The organism is Streptomyces carpinensis, assembly GCF_002154505.1.
Classification (GTDB): Bacteria; Actinomycetota; Actinomycetes; order Streptomycetales; family Streptomycetaceae; genus Streptomyces; species Streptomyces carpinensis.
The window spans coordinates 1-3,587 of record NZ_MUBM01000382.1 but is presented as its reverse complement, the minus strand read 5'-3'; the positions used below and the strand labels follow the sequence as shown (position 1 = coordinate 3,587).

The 3,587-nt window shown below is 72.9% G+C and carries 2 protein-coding genes; both read left to right on the top strand.

The window, feature by feature from the left end; genetic code table 11:
* Positions 1-45 precede the first annotated feature (45 nt).
* Entirely contained in the window at positions 46-1,356 is a 1,311-nt protein-coding gene (locus BZY54_RS39530) for an amidohydrolase family protein (RefSeq protein ID WP_086730178.1), read from the top strand.
* Between the two features lie 398 nt (positions 1,357-1,754).
* On the top strand, positions 1,755-3,587 hold a 1,833-nt coding region (locus BZY54_RS39525; protein ID WP_279634746.1), incomplete at its 3' end, for a SpoIIE family protein phosphatase.

Below are 3,587 nucleotides of genomic sequence, written 5' to 3'. Positions count from 1 at the left end.
CCGCACCCCACTTCCCCCCGTCCCCGTATCTGAAAGGCGTTCACCATGTGTCTGGACCATCACCAGCCGCCGCCCTCACACGTCGCCCGACGCGGCGTCCTCGCCACCGCCATGGCACTGGCCGGCGGATCCCTGCTCGCCGGCACGGCCGAGGCGGCCGGCCGTACACCGGAAGGGGAAGCACCCGGCACCGGCCCGGCACCGTCCGGCGGCACTCTCGTCATCGACGGCGGCACCCTCCTCGACCCGCTGACCGGAGAGGTGACCGCAGACTCGGTCGTCGTCATCATGGACGGCACCGTGCGGGCCGCGGGTAGCCGAGACGCCACCCGGCGTGCCCGCGCGGCACTGCCGGCGGGCGTGAGCACGGTCGCCGCCCACGGGCGATGGGTGCTCCCCGGCCTGGTCGACGCCCACATCCACATCAACTCCCTCAGCGAGGCCGGCACGGCCCTGCGTCTCGGGGCGACCAGCGTGCGCAGCGGGTCCACGACCTTCTACCAGGACATCGCCGTGCGCGAACTGGCCCGGTGGGCCCCGGACCGGGCGCCGCGGATGCGTGCCGCCGGCATCTTCGTCACCCCGGATCTCGGCGACACGATCCTGGCCGACCCCCGTCTCGCACCCCTGGCCCGCCTCAAGGACGGCGTCCGCTCGGCCGAGGCACTGCGCCACGTGGTCGACGTGAACCTGGACCGGGGGGCGGACGTCGTCAAGACCCGGGTCAACGACCGTGCGGGCGTGCCTGACCAGGACCCGCTGCGCCAGGTGTACAACCGTGAGCAACTCGCCACGGTGGTGGCGGCCGCACGGCGCCGCGGAGCCGGCGTACTCTGCCACAGCTACAGCGAGCAGGGCTGCCGCGACGCAGTGCTGGCGGGTATCCGAAGCCTGGAGCACGGGGTCTTCGTCGCCGAGGACACGCTGCACGAAATGCGGCGCCGCGGTACGTACTTCACGCCCACCCTGACCGCCATCGCGGGGCTGGCCGAGTCCGACGATCCCGTCCTCGCCGCGCGTGGGCGCGCGTTCCTCCCCGTACTGCGGCAAGCCGTGCGCGCGGCGCACGACATGGGCGTCCCGCTGGCCGCGGGCACCGACTCCGCCGGGGGGCAGATCGATCCGATCGGCGGCGAGGTGGTGCAGATGCACCAGGCCGGACTGCCCGCCCTCGACGCCATCCGCACCGCGACCACGACGGCAGCGACGCTGACCGGGCTGAGCCGCAGCGCAGGGCGGCTGGCCCAGGGCTTCCGTGGCGACGCGGTACTACTGGCCGGTAATCCGCTGGAGGACGTCGCAACGCTGAAGACGCCGAGCGCAGTGATCGGCAACGGCGTCCTCGTCGGCACCTGACGGCCGCCTGGCACGCGGGGTCCTGGGCCGGAAGGTCCAGGACCCCGCTCCCGCGCACAGCGCGACATACATGCGTGCCCTCACGGACCCGGCAACGGCTACACCGGACAGCAAGGAACCGCCCTCCCTGACGCTCCCTCTTCCCGCGCTCCCGGAGCGCACCCTCCCCGCGCGGCCCGGAACTCAACTCAGCAGCCACACGATGCTAGAAATGAGACATGATGGGGCTTTCGAGGCAATTGCCTGTCTCATGGTCTTGGTCGCTCCGCCGGCGAGGCGCGGGTTCCCGAGCCCCCGGCCACAAGCTCGCCCATCATGAAGGATCCCGGGAACGTCACGGCCGCGCACCGTCCCGTCGGCTGCGCGTCCGGGGGCTCGGGGGCAGCGTCGCCGGGCAGGTGTTCGTGCTGCAGGCGGTGGTCGTGGTCGTCCTGGTCATCGCCGCGGCCGCGGCCCTGGTGCTGCAGGCCCGGCGCAACAGCCTGCAGGACGCCCACGATCGCACACTGGCGGTGGCCCGGGCGTTCGCCGGCGCACCCGGAACGGCGCGGGCGCTGACCGGCCGGAATCCCACCGCGGCCCTGCAACCGCACGCCGAGCAGGTCCGCAAGGAGACCGGCGTCGCCTTCGTCGTCGTCTTCGACCGCGACGGGATCCGTGTCACCCACCCCAACCCCTCCTTGATCGGGAAACGCGTCATCGGCCCGTATCGGGAGCAAACGGTCGAGGGCCGCACCGTCACGCGAACCTTCACCACCTCCCGCGGGCCGGCCGTGGACACCGGTGTGCCCGTCGTCGGGGCGGACGGAAAGATCGTCGGTGCGGTGTCCGTCGCGATCACCGTCCACCATGTGAACGCGGTGGTGAACCGGCACGTGACCATGGTGCTGGGGGCGGCCGCCGTCGCGCTCGCCCTGGGCACGGGCGGATCGGCACTGGTGAGCCGACGGCTGCGCCGGCAGACCCACGGCCTCGGCCCGGCCGAGGTGACCCGCATGTACGAGCACCACGACGCCGTGCTCCACGCGGTCCGGGAAGGCGTGCTGATCACCGCCGGAGACGGGCGGCTGATGCTGGCCAACGACGAGGCCCGGCGGCTGCTGGACCTGCCCCCGGACGCGGAGCGGCGCCCCATCACCGACCTGGGCCTGAACCCGGAGATGGTCGACCTGCTGACGGCGGACCGTCCGGTCACCGACCAGGTGCACCTCGCGGGGGAGCGGCTGCTGGCCGTCAACGTAAGGCCCATCGCTCCCTACGGGGGAGGAGAGGCGGGCAGTGCGGTGACGCTGCGCGACTTCACCGAGTTGCGGGCGCTCGCCGGCCGGGCGGAGCGGGCCCAGCAGCGGCTGCGGCTGCTGTACGAAGCCGGCATGCGGGTCGGCACCACTCTGGACGTGGCGCGCACCGCGGAGGAAGTCACCGAGGTCGCGACGTCCCGCTTCGCCGACTACGCCACCGTCGAGCTGCTGGAGCCCGTGCTGCACGGCGCCGAGCCTCAGGACGGGGCGGGTCTGCTCCACGGCGTGACGCAGAGTGCCCGCTCCGCCCCGGTCGGCGAGCGCATCGTCTGGGACGCGGCCACCCCGATGGCGATGGCCCTGACCGGCGGGCACGCGGTGCTGGAGCGGGATCTGACCGCTTCCCCCAGATGGCTTGCGCGGACACCGGAGCTTGCCCGCCTGGCGCCCGACCTGGGACTCCGTTCGCTGATCAGCGTGCCGCTCAAGGCCCGCGGCGTCACGCTGGGCCTGGTCACCTTCTGGCGCTCGGAGCGCAGCGGCCCGTTCGAGCAAGAGGATCTCCCGGTCACCGAGGAGCTGGCCGCCCGCGCGGCGGTGTGCATCGACAACGCCCGCCGCTACACGCGCGAACATACCGTGGCCGTCGCCCTGCAGCACAGCCTGCTCCCCCGCACCCTGCCCGAGCAGAACGCGCTGGAGATCGCCTACCGCTACCTGCCGGCCCAGGCCGGAGTGGGTGGCGACTGGTTCGACGTCATACCGCTGCCCGGAACCCGCGTGGCCCTGGCGGTCGGTGACGTCGTCGGCCACGGCCTGCACGCCGCCGCCACCATGGGACGCCTGCGCACCGCGGTGCACAATTTCTCCGCCCTCGACCTGGCCCCCGATGAACTGCTCGGGTATCTCGACGAGCTGGTCACCCGCCTCGACCAGGACGTGGCGGAGGGTGAGCAGGACGTCACCGGGGCCACCTGCCTCTACGCCGTC

Coding starts and splice junctions, on each gene's coding strand:
- BZY54_RS39530 (WP_086730178.1), top strand. CDS start 46: ATGTGTCTGGACCATCACCAGCCGCCGCCCTCACACGTCGCCCGACGC.